At 53.3% G+C, this 15,223-nt stretch carries 13 protein-coding genes and 2 tRNA genes; 11 read left to right on the forward strand and 4 right to left on the reverse strand.

Features of this window, described 5'->3' with window-relative positions; genetic code table 11:
* The first annotated feature begins 49 nt into the window (after positions 1-49).
* Both ACQE32_RS18590 and ACQE32_RS18595 read left to right on the forward strand, forming a co-directional pair.
* A tRNA-Asp gene (locus ACQE32_RS18590) sits at positions 50-126 on the forward strand.
* Positions 127-135: 9 nt separating this feature from the next.
* Positions 136-211 (forward strand) — tRNA-Trp (locus ACQE32_RS18595).
* A gap of 138 nt (positions 212-349) precedes the next feature.
* On the opposite strand, the gene hdfR is transcribed toward ACQE32_RS18595, so the two are convergent.
* Positions 350-1,177, reverse strand: a complete 828-nt coding sequence (hdfR, locus tag ACQE32_RS18600) for an HTH-type transcriptional regulator HdfR (protein WP_427022241.1) — start codon at positions 1,175-1,177, stop codon at positions 350-352.
* A 122-nt stretch (positions 1,178-1,299) separates the two neighbouring features.
* Here hdfR and ACQE32_RS18605 point away from each other — a divergent pair, with 122 nt between their 5' ends.
* The gene (locus ACQE32_RS18605; RefSeq protein ID WP_085069415.1) at positions 1,300-1,638 is read left to right on the forward strand and encodes a DUF413 domain-containing protein; all 339 of its coding nucleotides are present in this window, start codon (positions 1,300-1,302) and stop codon (positions 1,636-1,638) included.
* 63 nt (positions 1,639-1,701) lie between these two features.
* On the opposite strand, the gene ACQE32_RS18610 is transcribed toward ACQE32_RS18605, so the two are convergent.
* The gene (locus tag ACQE32_RS18610; RefSeq protein WP_426975068.1) at positions 1,702-3,222 is read right to left on the reverse strand and encodes a YifB family Mg chelatase-like AAA ATPase; all 1,521 of its coding nucleotides are present in this window, start codon (positions 3,220-3,222) and stop codon (positions 1,702-1,704) included.
* Between the two features lie 337 nt (positions 3,223-3,559).
* Between ACQE32_RS18610 and ilvL the strand changes: the two genes are divergently transcribed.
* The 6 genes from ilvL (at position 3,560) to ilvA (ending at position 10,117) form a co-directional block, all read left to right on the forward strand.
* The gene (ilvL, locus tag ACQE32_RS18615; RefSeq protein WP_071883719.1) at positions 3,560-3,658 is read left to right on the forward strand and encodes an ilv operon leader peptide; all 99 of its coding nucleotides are present in this window, start codon (positions 3,560-3,562) and stop codon (positions 3,656-3,658) included.
* 149 nt (positions 3,659-3,807) lie between these two features.
* Complete coding sequence (gene ilvG, locus ACQE32_RS18620; RefSeq protein WP_427022242.1) at positions 3,808-5,454, forward strand: acetolactate synthase 2 catalytic subunit; 1,647 nt, start codon at positions 3,808-3,810, stop codon at positions 5,452-5,454.
* Positions 5,451-5,708: an acetolactate synthase 2 small subunit gene (gene ilvM, locus ACQE32_RS18625; RefSeq protein WP_250651154.1), complete on the forward strand. Its 258-nt coding sequence runs from the start codon at positions 5,451-5,453 to the stop codon at positions 5,706-5,708. The genes ilvG and ilvM overlap by 4 nt, the downstream gene beginning before the upstream one ends.
* An 18-nt stretch (positions 5,709-5,726) precedes the next feature.
* Complete coding sequence (gene ilvE, locus ACQE32_RS18630; RefSeq protein WP_085069423.1) at positions 5,727-6,656, forward strand: branched-chain-amino-acid transaminase; 930 nt, start codon at positions 5,727-5,729, stop codon at positions 6,654-6,656.
* Positions 6,657-6,719: 63 nt separating this feature from the next.
* Positions 6,720-8,570, forward strand: coding sequence for a dihydroxy-acid dehydratase (ilvD, locus tag ACQE32_RS18635; RefSeq protein WP_085069426.1), 1,851 nt, complete (start codon positions 6,720-6,722; stop codon positions 8,568-8,570).
* Between the two features lie 2 nt (positions 8,571-8,572).
* Positions 8,573-10,117 carry a threonine ammonia-lyase, biosynthetic gene (gene ilvA, locus ACQE32_RS18640; protein ID WP_427022243.1) on the forward strand — a complete coding sequence of 515 codons (1,545 nt, stop codon included), beginning with the start codon at positions 8,573-8,575 and terminating at the stop codon, positions 10,115-10,117.
* On the opposite strand, the gene ilvY is transcribed toward ilvA, so the two are convergent.
* Complete coding sequence (ilvY, locus tag ACQE32_RS18645; protein WP_250651153.1) at positions 10,118-10,999, reverse strand: HTH-type transcriptional activator IlvY; 882 nt, start codon at positions 10,997-10,999, stop codon at positions 10,118-10,120.
* A gap of 165 nt (positions 11,000-11,164) precedes the next feature.
* Between ilvY and ilvC the strand changes: the two genes are divergently transcribed.
* Positions 11,165-12,640: a ketol-acid reductoisomerase gene (gene ilvC / locus ACQE32_RS18650; protein WP_426975071.1), complete on the forward strand. Its 1,476-nt coding sequence runs from the start codon at positions 11,165-11,167 to the stop codon at positions 12,638-12,640.
* A 188-nt stretch (positions 12,641-12,828) separates the two neighbouring features.
* On the opposite strand, the gene ppiC is transcribed toward ilvC, so the two are convergent.
* The gene (ppiC, locus tag ACQE32_RS18655) at positions 12,829-13,110 is read right to left on the reverse strand and encodes a peptidylprolyl isomerase PpiC (protein WP_038628993.1); all 282 of its coding nucleotides are present in this window, start codon (positions 13,108-13,110) and stop codon (positions 12,829-12,831) included.
* Positions 13,111-13,193: 83 nt separating this feature from the next.
* Between ppiC and rep the strand changes: the two genes are divergently transcribed.
* Positions 13,194-15,218 carry a DNA helicase Rep gene (gene rep / locus ACQE32_RS18660; protein WP_427022244.1) on the forward strand — a complete coding sequence of 675 codons (2,025 nt, stop codon included), beginning with the start codon at positions 13,194-13,196 and terminating at the stop codon, positions 15,216-15,218.
* Positions 15,219-15,223: the final 5 nt, after the last annotated feature.

Below are 15,223 nucleotides of genomic sequence, written 5' to 3' on the forward strand. Positions count from 1 at the left end.
AGGTAACACCGGTTATCAGCGAGACCCCGCTGGTAATGCAGTATTCGGTGGTGCGGTAGTTCAGTCGGTTAGAATACCGGCCTGTCACGCCGGGGGTCGCGGGTTCGAGTCCCGTCCGCACCGCCACCCTTATTTAGGGGCGTAGTTCAATTGGTAGAGCACCGGTCTCCAAAACCGGGTGTTGGGGGTTCGAGTCCCTCCGCCCCTGCCAGATAAACAATCCTTTGCTAACGCAAAGGATTTTTTTTGCTTTCCGTTAGCCAGTCACCATTTTTATGATGGCAGGATGAATGGAATATTCCCCTCACCCCTCTTCTCTTATAACTTCCCGTTTACTGTTTTTAATAAATTATGCTGACACCAGTACCGGAAACTTCAGTAACTGACGAATATGAGACTGCTGATCGCTGTTTTGTAGCCAAACCGCATATAACGGCCTTACGGCCACGGGCGTGTCAGGAATAACCGTTAGATCAGGATACAGCTGTATCCAGTTATCCGGTAGAAAGGCGCAGGCGCCCGTAGTATGGAGTAACTGACGGGTTAAATGCGCTGATGTCGTTGTTAGTACGGGCACATCATCCGCACCGGCCAGATAGCTTTCATGCTGATGGAAATCCGCTCCCCACTCCAGTTTGATATAGTCATACTTTTCCCGCTTTTCACTTTTGCGCGAGCGAAATAGCGTGAGTGAAATATGTCCGATCTGCTGGCTGGTCAGCTCATCCATTTTAGGCGCTTCGGTGGTAATCAGTAGATCAAGTTGACGCTCGTGCAGTTGTTTAACCAGTAAGTGCCGCTGTGCAACGCGTGCCTCAAGGTGCAGACTTTCACGGTTTTCGTACAGCGTTTGCAGCCATGGCGTAAGGTAAGCCTCCCAAAGGGATGCACTGGCACCTATCGACAGCTCATGATGCTGCTGAGTGTGCGCCACTTCCTTTTTCGCCATCATCCAGGTACTCATCAGGCTTTCAGCATAAGGAAGCAGACGCTCGCCGGCAGAAGTGAGCCGAATATTATTACGATGACGGGTAAAAAGATTAACACCCAGCTGGTTTTCCAGCTGTCTGATGCGAAAACTCACTGCAGATTGCGTAAGGTAGAGGGCTTCTGCTGCGCGGCCAAAATGGCGCGTTCTGCTCACCTCAAGAAAGGTCTTTAATAATTCCGTATCCACAGCCCACTCCCAAAAATTTGTTTGTCGTAATGATTTAAATGTTTTGTTTTACACTCTGTCAAGCCTAACTAATACTCCGCGCCATAAATCGCACGGCCATAGAAGAGTTAGGAGCGTGTAAAATGGCGGATAGCTTCGCAACAACTAATCGTTTTTTTGATAACAAACACTACCCGCGTGGGTTTTCGCGTCATGGTGACTTTACAATTAAAGAAGCTCAGCTTCTCGAAAGGCACGGTTACGCGTTTAATGAGCTTGATCTGTCCAGACGTGAGCCTGTGACAGAAGAAGAGCGTCAGTTCATAGAAGTATGTCGTGGTTTACGTGAACCACAAACTGAAGCTGAGCGCGTATGGAGTAAGTATATGACGCGTATCAAGCGTCCAAAACGCTTTCATACTCTTTCAGGTGGTAAGCCACAAATGGAAGGCGTTGAAGACTATAGCGATTCTGACGATTAAGCAAAACCTTCTTCAGAAAAGATAGCAATCATCTGACGTTAAAATGGGGCTGCGGCCCCATTTCTATTCCAGGCTTTTATGCAAATGCGCCATCATACGATCCATGCCGCGATAGCTTAAAGCTTCCAACAGATGCGCACGACTAAGCCTTTCTTGCCCTGCTAAATCAGCGATGGTACGTGAGACCTTTAGCAAGCGTTGCCAGGCTCTGACAGAAAGCCCCAGTTTAACCAATACTGACTCAAGCCATTCTGCATCGGCTTGTTGTAACCCACACCATTGCTGTACTTCTGCATTGCTCATTAACGCATTCACTTTGCCCTGACGCGCCAGCTGACGTTCACGCGCTTCCAGCACCCGTAACCGGACCTCATTACTGCCCTCGGCGTTTTTTTGCGGCTGGCTTAACATTCCTGGCGGCAACAGCGGTATCTCCAGCGAAAGGTCGAAACGATCAAGAAAGGGCCCTGATAAGCGGCTGAGATAACACAACGTTTGCTGTGGCGTGCTGCGATTATGATTGCCCTGATAATGTCCGGTTGGGCTGGGATTCATTGCGGCAACCAGTTGAAAGCGTGCAGGCCAGGTGACTTTGGCCCGTGCGCGCGAAATGGTAATTTCACCGGTTTCTAACGGCTCACGTAACGCATCCAGCGTTTTTCGATTGAACTCGGGCAGTTCATCCAGAAACAGTACTCCGTTATGTGCCAGGGTAATTTCGCCGGGCTGCGGAATGCTACCACCGCCGATAAGCGCATAGAGCGTTGAACTATGATGGGGAAGCCGAAACGGTCGCCTGCGCCATTGTTTATGCACATCGCCACTTTTTACGATACTGGCAATAATGGCGCACTCTAATGCTTCACGTTCGGTAAGAGGAGGTAATAGCCCGGTTAGCCGCATCGCCAGCATAGTTTTTCCTGTTCCCGGCGGGCCAATAAGCAGTAGGTTGTGTCCTCCTGCCGCGGCGATTTCCAGCGCTCGCTTTCCCTGCTGTTGACCGATGATATCGCACAAGTCCTCGCTTTTCTCTTCGTTAACTATCTCCTCTGCTTTCCCTGGTGAGAGAGAATGCTGCTTTAAGAGAAAAGCACAGATCTCCATCAGGCTCTCAGCAACCAGTGATTCTCCCTGTTGGACCAAACCCACGTCGGCAGCATTTTCAGCAGGTAAAATTAATCTTCTGTCCGCTTCTTTGGCGGCCATTGCTGCGGGAATCGCGCCCTGTATGCCTCTGAGCGCACCGCTAAGCGCCAGCTCTCCCAGGAATTCAAACTGGGCCAGTTCTACGCCAGGAAGTTGCTCTGAAGCGGCAAGAATGGCAACGGCAATGGGGAGATCGAAGCGGCCGCCTTCTTTTGGCAAATCAGCAGGAGCCAGATTAACCGTGACACGCTTTGCCGGGAAATCAAAGCCGCTATTAATAATCGCGCTACGCACCCTGTCGCGCGCTTCTTTCACCGTTTTTTCAGGTAACCCAACCAGCGAAAGGCCGGGTAAACCACGACTTATATGAACTTCCACCGTCACCAGCGGCGCTTCTACGCCCAGGGCCGCACGTGTAATAACGCGGGATAAAGACATACTCGCTCCTTGTGTCATCTCCAGAGAAGTATGCAGAGGGTTCGGCAACAAGGCGATGCTGGTTAAATAAAGTTGCGTGCCTTGCCGAAAAGTTTTGCTTCTACGTTCATAACATTAAAAAGTTGCTCAAGCAAAAAGAGACTTCATCCAGGATAACTCATTGCGACAGGTTCGTAATGAATAACTTTCAATGCTTGCTACCTTTTGAAATGAAAGGCTATTTTTAAATATGGCTAAAGCAGATATAAAATTGTGTGATGAAAAAGGTTGTCGAGCTATGCCTGTCTGTGATAACTCTTTAGGCATTACTTCGAATAAGTGAAATTTTGAACAGCATATGAAAGCCCTTCTACGAGTGATTAGCCTAGTCGTGATTAGCGTGGTGGTGATTATTATCACACCGTGCGGGGCTGCGCTCGGAGGAAGAAAGGCTTAAAAATCAAGCCTGAATCTAAAAGAACCCCCGCACCGAAAGGTCCGGGGGTTTTTTTATGGTCAGGTATCGGGATAGTTAATGAAAGAGGAACAAACAATGTACAGTAGCATAAAATACTGTTGTTCCCGGGATCAGGCAGGGGAATAACGATGACAGGTGCTCAGTGGGTGGTTCAAGCGTTGCGTGCGCGAGGGGTAAAAACCGTGTTCGGTTATCCGGGTGGCGCGATTATGCCGGTTTACGACGCGCTGTATGACGGAGGCGTTGAACACCTACTGTGCCGTCATGAGCAGGGCGCTGCCATGGCCGCCATCGGCTATGCCCGAGCAACCGGTAACGTAGGCGTCTGTATCGCGACTTCCGGGCCGGGTGCCACCAACCTGATCACCGGCCTTGCCGATGCCATGATGGATTCTGTACCGGTTGTCGCTATCACCGGCCAGGTTGCCGCCCCGCTTATCGGCACCGATGCCTTTCAGGAAATTGACGTACTGGGTTTATCTCTGGCCTGCACTAAACACAGCTTTCTGGTTGAGTCGTTAGAGACGCTGCCGGAAGTAATGGCAGAAGCTTTTGCGATAGCGCAATCTGGTCGTCCCGGCCCGGTGCTGGTTGATATCCCCAAAAATATTCAGGTAGCCAGCGGCGAGTTGACGCCGCATTTGCTGCCCGTAGCCGAGACGGTTGCGCATCCTCATCATGAGTTACAGCAGGCGCGCGCGCTGATTGCGCAGGCGAAAAAGCCGGTCTTGTATGTTGGCGGCGGCGTAGGCATCGCCCAGGCCGTACCGGCGTTGCGCGCGTTTGTTCAGCAAACCGGTATGCCAACGGTAGCAACGTTGAAAGGTCTGGGTGCGCCGGATGCCAGCGATGCCTGTTACCTCGGAATGTTGGGGATGCATGGCACGAAAGCGGCGAACCTGGCCGTACAGCAGTGTGATTTGCTGATTGCCGTTGGCGCCCGTTTTGACGATCGGGTGACCGGCAAGCTTGATACTTTTGCACCGCATGCCAGCGTTATCCATATGGATATCGATCCGGCCGAGCTAAACAAGCTGCGTCGGGCGCACGTTGGCTTGCAGGGTGACTTTAATGAGCTGCTGCCGGAGCTGGCGCAACCCTGTGATATCGATGAATGGCGCGCTGAGGTTATTGCGCTGAAGAGCGAGCACCGCTGGCGTTACGATCATCCGGGCGAGGCCATCTACGCGCCTCTGTTTTTGCGCCAGCTGTCAGATCGCAAAGCTAAAAGCGCGATTGTCACCACTGACGTTGGTCAACATCAAATGTGGACGGCGCAGCATATGTCATTCAGCGCGCCGGAGAACTTTATCACCTCAAGCGGGCTGGGAACCATGGGGTTCGGTTTGCCAGCCGCGGTTGGCGCTCAGGTCGCCCGGCCGGAAGATTGTGTCATCTGCGTATCGGGCGATGGCTCTTTCATGATGAACGTGCAGGAGCTGGGCACCATCAAGCGTAAAAAGCTGCCGATAAAAATCGTACTGATGGATAACCAGCGTTTAGGCATGGTGCGCCAGTGGCAGCAGCTGTTTTTTTCAGAGCGCTACAGTGAAACCAACCTGTCCGATAATCCCGATTTTCTGATGCTGGCTCGCGCTTTTGATATTCCTGGCCAGCGTATCACTCGTAAAGATCAGGTTGACGCCGCATTAGATGCGCTGCTGAACAGTGAAGGCCCTTATCTGTTGCATGTGGCTATTGATGAACTTGAGAACGTCTGGCCTCTGGTGCCCCCCGGCGCCAGCAACGCAAACATGATGGAGAAAACCGTATGAACCAGCACCAGTTGTCTATCGAAGCGCGTTTCCGGCCTGAAGTTCTGGAGCGTATTTTGCGCGTTGTTCGTCATCGCGGCTTTCAGGTCTGTGCTATGAATATGGCCAGCGTGGCTAACGCCGAGAATATTAATATCGAAATGACCGTTGCCAGTCAGCGCTCAGTCGATTTACTGTCAACACAGCTGAGCAAACTGATGGATGTTGCTTGCGTCCAGATTCAACAACAGACAACACAACAAATCCGCGCATAGTCGCGAAAGGAAATAAGAATGAGTACGAAGAAAGCAGACTTTATCTGGTTCAACGGTGAGATGGTGAAATGGGAAGAGGCGAAAGTCAGCGTCATGTCTCACGCCCTGCATTACGGCACGTCTGTTTTTGAAGGCGTCCGCTGCTACGACTCCCACAAGGGGCCTGTGGTTTTCCGCCACCGTGAACATATGCAGCGCCTGCACGACTCTGCCAAAATTTATCGATTCCCGCTGAAGCACAGCGTGGATGAGTTGATGGCAGCCTGCCGTGAAGTGCTGCGCGTGAACAAGCTGCAGAGTGCTTATATTCGTCCTTTAGCATTTGTTGGTGATGTTGGTCTGGGCGTTAACCCACCGGATGGCTACAGCACTGATGTCATCATTGCCGCCTTCCCGTGGGGCGCTTATCTGGGCGCAGAAGCGCTGGAGCAGGGCATCGATGCGATGGTCTCTTCGTGGAATCGCGTAGCGCCTAACACGATCCCTACCGCGGCGAAAGCGGGCGGTAACTACCTCTCCTCACTGCTGGTGGGCAGCGAAGCGCGTCGCCATGGTTACCAGGAAGGCATTGCGCTGGATACCAACGGCTATATTTCTGAAGGTGCGGGTGAAAACCTGTTTGAAGTAAAAGATGGCATCCTGTTTACCCCGCCGTTTACCTCCTCCGCATTACCCGGCATTACCCGCGATGCCATTATTAAACTGGCGAAAGACGCTGGTATTGAAGTGCGTGAGCAGGTGCTGTCACGTGAGTCTCTCTACCTGGCCGATGAAGTCTTTATGTCCGGCACCGCGGCTGAAATTACGCCAGTGCGTAGCGTCGATGGCATTAAAGTAGGCGAAGGTAAATGCGGTCCGGTGACGAAACGTATCCAGCAGGCATTTTTTGGCCTGTTCACCGGCGAAACTGAAGATAAATGGGGCTGGCTGGATCCGGTAAACCCATAAATTCATGATTTTGCGGGCGCGATTATCGGCCCGCTTATATATCCAGACTGGAGTAAACAGAGCATGCCTAAGTACCGTTCCGCCACTACCACTCACGGCCGTAACATGGCCGGTGCCCGTGCCCTGTGGCGCGCCACAGGAATGACCGACGCCGATTTTGGCAAACCGATTATCGCTGTCGTTAACTCCTTTACCCAATTTGTGCCGGGCCACGTTCATTTGCGCGATCTTGGTAAACTGGTCGCTGAACAGATCGAAGCGGCGGGCGGCGTAGCAAAAGAATTCAATACCATTGCGGTAGATGATGGTATTGCCATGGGTCATGGCGGCATGCTCTATTCTCTGCCGTCGCGCGAACTGATTGCCGACTCGGTAGAGTACATGGTGAATGCGCACTGCGCCGATGCGATGGTGTGTATTTCCAACTGCGATAAAATCACCCCGGGAATGATGATGGCAGCGCTGCGCCTGAACATTCCGGCCATTTTCGTCTCTGGCGGACCGATGGAAGCGGGCAAAACCAAACTGTCCGATAAAATCATCAAGCTGGATCTGGTTGATGCCATGATTCAGGGCGCGAACCCTAATGTCAGCGATGCTGAAAGCGATCAGATCGAACGTTCCGCCTGTCCTACCTGCGGCTCCTGCTCCGGCATGTTTACCGCTAACTCCATGAACTGCCTGACCGAAGCGCTGGGACTGTCTCAGCCGGGCAACGGTTCACTGCTGGCTACGCATGCCGATCGCAAAGAGTTATTCATTAATGCCGGTAAGCGCATCGTCAGTCTGGCGAAACGCTATTACGAACAGGATGATGAAACCGCGCTGCCGCGCAATATCGCCAATAAAGCCGCTTTTGAAAATGCGATGACGCTGGATATTGCCATGGGCGGTTCAACCAATACTGTTCTGCACCTGCTGGCAGCAGCGCAAGAGGGTGAAATCGATTTTAATATTTCCGATATTGATCGCCTGTCGCGTGTGGTGCCGCATTTATGCAAAGTGGCACCCAGCACTCCCAAATACCATATGGAAGATGTTCACCGTGCGGGCGGCGTTATCGGCATCCTGGGCGAGCTGGATCGTGCAGGCTTGCTGAATACCAACGTACATAACGTGTTGGGTACGACGCTGCGTGATGCGCTGGATAATTACGACATCATGCTGACGCAGGATGAGGCAGTGAAGAAAATGTTCCGCGCCGGACCGGCAGGTATCCGCACCACCCAGGCCTTCTCGCAGAATTGCCGCTGGGACACGCTGGACGATGACCGTAAGGAAGGCTGTATTCGTTCACGCGAATATGCTTACAGTCAGGACGGAGGTCTGGCGGTACTGTACGGCAATATGGCGGAAGATGGCTGTATCGTTAAAACCGCAGGCGTAGACAAAGAGATCCTGACATTCCGTGGACCGGCGAAAGTGTATGAAAGTCAGGATGATGCGGTTGAGGCGATCCTTGGCGGCAAAGTCGTGGCCGGAGACGTGGTGGTGATTCGCTACGAGGGGCCGAAAGGCGGACCGGGCATGCAGGAGATGCTCTATCCGACCACTTACCTGAAATCTATGGGACTGGGTAAAAGCTGCGCACTGATCACCGATGGACGTTTTTCTGGTGGTACGTCAGGTCTCTCTATCGGTCATGCCTCACCGGAAGCGGCCAGCGGCGGCACAATCGCCCTGGTGCGCGATGGCGACATGATTGAAATCGATATTCCAAACCGTGGCATCAGGCTTGATGTACCGGACAATGAATTACATGCGCGTCGTGAACAGGAAGAAGCGCGTGGAGAAGCGGCATATACACCGCATTCGCGTCAGCGTCAGGTTTCGCTGGCTCTGCGCGCCTATGCCTCGCTGGCAACCAGCGCGGATAAAGGTGCAGTGCGTGATAAATCGAAGCTTGGAGGCTAAGGATGGCTGAGTCTCAACCGTTACCCGACGCGCCCTGCGGCGCTGAATATCTGCGCGCCGTTCTGCGCTCGCCGGTTTACGAAGTGGCACAGGTGACGCCGCTGCAAAAGATGGAAAAGCTCTCTGCCCGTCTTGGCAATACGGTACTGGTTAAACGCGAAGATCGTCAGCCGGTACACAGTTTTAAACTGCGCGGTGCCTACGCGATGATTGCCGGTCTGGATGAAGAGCAAAAGGCGCGAGGCGTGGTCACCGCCTCTGCGGGAAATCACGCGCAGGGCGTTGCGCTTTCCGCCAGCAAACTGGGCATTAAGTCACTGATTGTGATGCCGGTTACCACGGCAGATATCAAAGTTGAGGCGGTACGCGCGTTTGGCGGTGAGGCTTATCTGTTCGGCGCCAACTTTGACGAGGCGAAAGCGAAAGCGATCGAGCTGTCGGAGCGGCAGGGTTACACCTTTGTTCCCCCTTTCGATCATCCTGCGGTCATTGCCGGTCAGGGAACGCTGGCGATGGAGCTGTTGCAGCAGGATGCGCATCTTGATCGTATCTTTGTTCCGGTAGGCGGCGGTGGGTTGGCTGCTGGCGTGGCGGTATTGATTAAACAATTAATGCCACAAATCAAAGTGATAGCGGTAGAGGCAGCCGAGTCAGCCTGTCTGCAGGCGGCGCTGAAAGCGGGCGAGCCGGTAGATTTACCGCGTGTCGGACTGTTTGCTGAAGGCGTGGCGGTAAGGCGTATTGGCAGCGAAACCTTCCGTCTGTGCCAGGCCTATTTAGATGATATCGTTACCGTTGACAGCGATGCCATCTGTGCGGCGATGAAAGATCTGTTTGAAGATGTGCGCGCCGTAGCGGAACCTTCCGGAGCATTAGCGCTGGCCGGCATGAAAAAGTATATCCAGCAGCATAACCTGCAGGGTGAGCGACTGGCGCATATTCTCTCTGGCGCTAACGTTAACTTTCACGGGCTACGCTATGTTTCCGAGCGTTGTGAGCTTGGCGAGCAGCGCGAGGCGTTGCTGGCTGTCACCATCCCGGAACAGCAGGGTAGTTTCCTGAAGTTCTGTCAGACGCTGGGCGGACGCGCGGTAACGGAATTTAACTACCGCTACGCGGATGCCAAAGACGCCTGCATTTTTGTTGGCGTTCGTTTGACGCGCGGTCGGGAAGAACGACGGGAAATCATCGACGAGTTAACGGCAGGCGGCTATCAGGTGGTCGATCTCTCTGATGACGAAATGGCCAAACTGCATGTTCGTTACATGGTTGGCGGTCGTCCCTCCAAGCCGCTTCGTGAGCGCCTGTTCAGTTTTGAATTTCCGGAGGCGCCAGGCGCGCTGTTGAAGTTCCTGCAAACGCTGGGCACTTACTGGAATATTTCACTGTTCCACTATCGTAGCCACGGCACCGACTATGGTCGGGTGCTGGCGGCGTTTGAGCTGGGCGAGAATGAACCCCGTTTCGAAGAGCATCTCACCGCGCTCGGCTACGATTTCCATGATGAAAGCCAGAACCCGGCGTTTCGTTTTTTCCTGGCTGGCTAGTTACAACAGTTGCCAGAACGCTTTGATCAGCGGCTCGCCGAGCCGCTTTTTCTGAACGCAGACGCCCAGTTCAAAAGGCGCGACTGAGTCAATGTCTTCCAGTACCAGAACACGGTTGCGTACCGGTTCCGGGCTATTCTCCAGCACCACGTCCGGCAGCAGGGCGATGCCACAGCCCAGCGCCACCATGGAAACAATGGCTTCATGACCGGAAACGGTCGCGTAAATAAGCGGATTAGCAATACGCAGGCGGCGAAACCAGAGGTCGATCCGTCGTCGCGCCGGGCCCTGTTCCGGCAGGATAAAGGGGATCTGCGTCCAGTCGGGTTCAGGCTGTGTCGCCTGGTTGCGTACCGGACAGGGCAAGGCTGGCGCAATCAATACCAGAGGAATATGGCCCAGCGGCGTGAAGTCAATACTGGCATGTAGCGTTTCAGGGCGACCGGCAATGGCCAGTTCGGCTTCGCCGGTCTGAACTTTCTCCACGGCGTCGGCAGCATCACCGGTGGTGAGTTTAATTTCCACCTGCGGATGTTCCGCGCGAAAGCGGTCAAGTATCGGCGGCAGATGACTGTAGGCGGCAGTAACGGAACAGAAGAGTTTCAGCTCGCCGCTCAGTGAAGGGCCATGTTGACCCATGGCATGACGCATCTGCTGATATTGCAACAGGGTTTGCTGTGCAAACTGACGCAGCTGTTCTCCTGCGTCGGTCAACGTAACGGTGCGGTTATCACGCAGAAACAGGCTATGGCCGAGATCCTCTTCCAGTCGCTGTATTTGGCGCGAAAGTGTAGAGGGCGAAACATGCATGGCGCGGGCAGTGCGGCCAAAGTGGCGGCTTTCCGCCAGATGTAAAAAAAGCTTCAGGTCTCGTAAATCCATGCGATTCAGGCCTCATTTCTACGTTGCAGTTATTGCAATACGACGTTGTTAATATATCAATTTAAGCAACAGATTTCCTGTCATATGATGGGGCTATAGAAGGCGAGGCTGTCACCGGCTTCGCGTAAAAAATAACGGTAAACACAACCTCAAAACGGAGTGCCCATGGCTAACTATTTCAACACTTTGAACCTGCGTCAGCAGCTGGCGCAATTAGGTAAATGTCGCTTTATGACGCGTGATGAGTTTGCTGATGAAGCAAGTTACCTGAAGGGCAAAAAAGTCGTCATTGTTGGCTGTGGTGCTCAGGGCCTTAACCAGGGCCTTAACATGCGTGATTCTGGTCTGGATGTCTCTTACACGCTGCGTGCCGAAGCGATTGCTGAAAAGCGCGCTTCCTGGCGCAAGGCCACCGAAAACGGTTTTAAGGTTGGGACATATGAAGAGCTGATCCCGCAGGCCGATCTGGTGATTAACCTGACGCCAGACAAACAGCACTCAGCCGTGGTGCAGGCTGTGCAGCCGCTGATGAAAGAAGGTGCGGCGTTGGGATATTCCCACGGTTTCAATATCGTTGAAGTGGGTGAAGAGATCCGTAAAGACATTACCGTGGTGATGGTTGCGCCGAAATGTCCGGGTACTGAAGTGCGTGAAGAGTATAAGCGTGGCTTTGGCGTACCGACGCTGATTGCGGTACACCCGGAAAACGATCCAAAAGGCGAAGGTATGGCCATTGCCAAGGCCTGGGCCGCAGCGACCGGCGGTCACCGTGCGGGCGTGCTGGAATCCTCCTTCGTTGCCGAAGTAAAATCTGACCTGATGGGCGAGCAGACCATTCTCTGCGGCATGCTGCAGGCGGGTTCTATCCTGTGCTACGACAAGCTGGTGGCCGATGGCACCGATCCAGCTTATGCAGGCAAGCTGCTGCAGTACGGCTGGGAGACCATCACCGAATCGCTGAAACATGGCGGTATCACGCTGATGATGGATCGCCTTTCCAACACCGCTAAGCTGCGCGCCTTTGCGCTTTCTGAGCAGCTGAAAACTATTATGGCGCCACTGTTCCAGAAGCATATGGATGACATCATTTCGGGCGAATTCTCTTCCGGCATGATGGCTGACTGGGCAAATGATGATAAGAAACTGCTGACCTGGCGTGAAGAGACGGGCCAGACCGCTTTTGAAAACTCGCCGCAGTATGAAGGTAAGATTTCCGAGCAGGAATATTACGATCGTGGCGTGATCATGGTTGCGATGGTCAAAGCGGGCGTTGAGCTGGCGTTCGAGACCATGGTGGATTCCGGCATTATCGAAGAATCCGCTTATTATGAATCACTGCATGAACTGCCGCTGATCGCCAATACCATTGCCCGTAAGCGTCTGTATGAAATGAACGTGGTAATCTCCGATACCGCTGAATATGGCAACTACCTGTTTGCTAACGCCGCCGTGCCATTGTTGAAAGAGTTCATGACCACGCTGCAGGCGGGTGATTTAGGCAAAGAGGTTGCGCCAGCCGCAGTAGATAACGCTCAGCTGCGTGACGTTAACGAAGCGGTACGTAATCACCCGATTGAGGCGGTGGGACGTAAACTGCGTGGTTATATGACCGATATGAAACGTATTTCTGTCGCGGGCTGATAGCGTCTTTTAGCTTGCCGTTGCGTTGACCATGTTTGCACGCCCCAGCACACCGTTATCCATGCTGCTGGGGCTGTTCTTACCTGCCCTTTGCTGCAGGACGAACACCATAGCGGAGTCCCTGTGGCCCGGACTTGATAAGCAAAGCGGAAACAGACAAAACCGGTGTGTTCAACACCGGTTTTTTATTAGTTGCGGTACAGCACCTTGATGATGTGATAGCCAAACTGGGTGTGCAGAGGTCCGTAAGGCGTCAGCAGAGGGCAGGAAAACACGACTTTATCGAAAGCCGGCACCATTGCCCCTTTTTTAAACTCGCCCAGGTGTCCGCCTTTGCGTCCGCTCGGACAGGTTGAGTGTTTCTTCGCCAGTTTTTCAAAGTCTGCGCCCTTTTCCAGCTGCGCTAACAGCTCCTGAGCCAGTTTCTCTTCTTTTACAAGGATATGCATTGCCGCTGCGGTTTTTGCCATGATCGTGCCTTGAGTCGTATGGATGCTGCTGGATATACTACCACGCTGTTAGTTAACCCTCCTTATTTTCACTGAGTACTTCTATGCGTCTGAATCCCAGCCAACAACAAGCCGTCGAATATGTCACCGGCCCGTGCCTGGTGCTGGCGGGCGCGGGTTCCGGCAAGACGCGCGTCATTACCAATAAAATTGCCCATCTGATCCGTGAGTGCGGCTATCAGGCTCGCCATATTGCGGCGGTCACCTTTACCAATAAAGCCTCACGTGAAATGAAAGAGCGCGTGGCGCAAACCCTGGGCCGGAAAGAAGCGCGCGGGCTGATGATCTCTACCTTCCACACGCTGGGACTGGAAATCATCAAGCGTGAATATGCCGCGCTGGGGATGAAATCTAACTTTTCCCTGTTTGATGACCAGGATCAGCTGGCGCTGCTAAAAGATTTAACCGAGCAGTGGCTGGAAAATGATAAAAATCTGCTGCAGCTGCTGGTTTCTACCATTTCCAACTGGAAAAACGATCTGATTGATCCTGCACACGCCCAGGCGCGGGCGCAGTCAGATCGGGATCGTATCTTTGCTCACTGTTATGAACTGTACGATCGTCATCTTAAATCCTGTAACGTGCTGGACTTCGATGACTTAATCCTGCTGCCGACGCTATTGCTGCAGCGCAATCAGGAGGTGCGTGAACGCTGGCAACAGCGCATTCGCTATCTGCTGGTGGATGAGTATCAGGATACCAACACCAGCCAGTATGAACTGGTAAAGCTGTTGGTGGGTGCGCGGGCGCGCTTTACCGTGGTCGGTGACGACGATCAGTCAATCTATTCCTGGCGCGGCGCGCGGCCGCAAAACCTGGTGCTGCTGAAAGAGGACTTTCCGGCGCTGCAGGTGATTAAGCTGGAGCAGAACTATCGCTCCACCGAGCGCATCCTGAAAGCGGCGAATATTTTGATCGCCAATAATCCGCACGTGTTTGAAAAGCGTCTGTTTTCACAGCTGGGCTACGGCGCCGAGCTTAAGGTGCTGAGCGCGAATCATGAAGATCATGAGGCGGAGCGCGTGACCGGCGAGCTTATTGCGCACCATTTTATTAACAAAACGCAGTATAAAGATTACGCCATTCTTTATCGTGGCAATCATCAGTCGCGCGTATTTGAAAAGATGCTGATGCAAAACCGCATTCCCTACCGTATTTCGGGCGGGACATCTTTCTTTTCACGTCCTGAAATCAAGGATCTGCTGGCCTACCTGCGCGTATTAACCAATCCGGATGATGACAGCGCTTTTTTACGCATTATCAATACGCCGCGTCGTGAGATTGGCCCGGCAACGCTGCAAAAACTGGGCGAATGGGCGAATCAGCGTAACAAAAGTCTGTTCAGCGCCAGCTTTGATTTAGGACTGGGCCAAACGCTGACCGGGCGCAGCCTGGAAAATCTGCAGCGTTTTACCGGCTGGCTACGGGAAATTGCCCAGCTGGCGGAGCGGGAGCCGATAAATGCGGTACGCGATCTCATTCGCGGCATCGACTACGAAAGCTGGCTGTTTGAAACTTCCGCCAGCCCGAAGGCCGCTGAAATGCGCATGAAAAACGTTAATACGCTCTTCCAGTGGATGACGGAGATGCTGGAAGGCAGCGAACTGGATGAGCCAATGACGCTGACGCAGGTGGTAACCCGTTTTACGCTGCGCGACATGATGGAGCGTGGCGAAAGCGATGAGGAGTTAGATCAGGTTCAGCTAATGACGCTGCACGCGTCGAAAGGCCTGGAGTTTCCTTATGTCTACCTGGTCGGCATGGAAGAGGGGCTGTTGCCGCATCAGAGCAGCATTGATGAAGATAACATCGAGGAAGAGCGGCGGCTGGCCTACGTTGGCATTACCCGCGCGCAAAAAGAGCTCACGTTCACGCTGTGCCGCGAGCGTCGGCAATATGGCGAACTGGTACGTCCGCAGCCCAGCCGTTTTTTGCTGGAGCTGCCGCAGGATGATCTGATGTGGGAAACCGAACGTAAAGTTGTCAGTGCGGAAGAGCGCATGAAAACCGGGCAAAGTCGGGTTGCCGGTTTGCGTGCGATGCTGGATAAAGCCAGGAAAGGAACCTGACAGAG

The organism is Pantoea sp. FN0302 (genome assembly GCF_050113775.1).
Classification (GTDB): Bacteria; Pseudomonadota; Gammaproteobacteria; order Enterobacterales; family Enterobacteriaceae; genus Mixta; species Mixta alhagi.